Genomic DNA, 529 nt, shown 5'->3' on the forward strand with positions numbered 1-529 from the left:
GCTAAAAGCGCGTTTTGTTTAGCCATATCGGTTAATCCACTGTAGAAGAGAGCATTTGGCATGACCAAATAGCTTGCGGTTTGTGGTACAGGGGCAACGGTAGGGATATTTGTTTCAGGATCAGGATTTGAACCAGAATTGGAGTCAAGCAGTTCGGGTTGTAAACGGAAATCCCAGAAATTTTTATTCTTTTCATCAAAGAGGTTTTGTGCAATATCGGCTTTGCCTTGGCTTGAGTCTGGTCCATAGGCACGGAGTGTATACATATCCGGTAAGCCACTTCTTGTGGTATAGCCATTTACCAGTTTGAAAGAGTTTTCTTCTGCTTTTCCAGAAACTTGAATGAGTGAAAGCCCCCGTACATTAGGAGCAGCAGAGGTATTTGCTTGACTACTGTTCTTTTCTACGCGTCCTGAAACATAAACTGATGTGTTGCCTGAGACGTTCCCATTGATCAAAAGCCTATCGGTTTTTTGGTCATTTATTGCAGCACCATCACTCCAAGCCGTGTTGAAGTAAATCTTTGCAT

Annotated in this window: 1 protein-coding gene; it reads right to left on the minus strand. The window is 42.7% G+C overall.

Going from position 1 to position 529, the window contains the following annotated elements; genetic code table 11:
• On the minus strand, positions 1-529 hold a 529-nt coding region (locus tag ACFILO_RS09820), incomplete at both ends, for an autotransporter outer membrane beta-barrel domain-containing protein (RefSeq protein ID WP_375678251.1).

Source organism: Bartonella sp. AP72JLCBS, assembly GCF_042195705.1.
Classification (GTDB): Bacteria; Pseudomonadota; Alphaproteobacteria; order Rhizobiales; family Rhizobiaceae; genus Bartonella.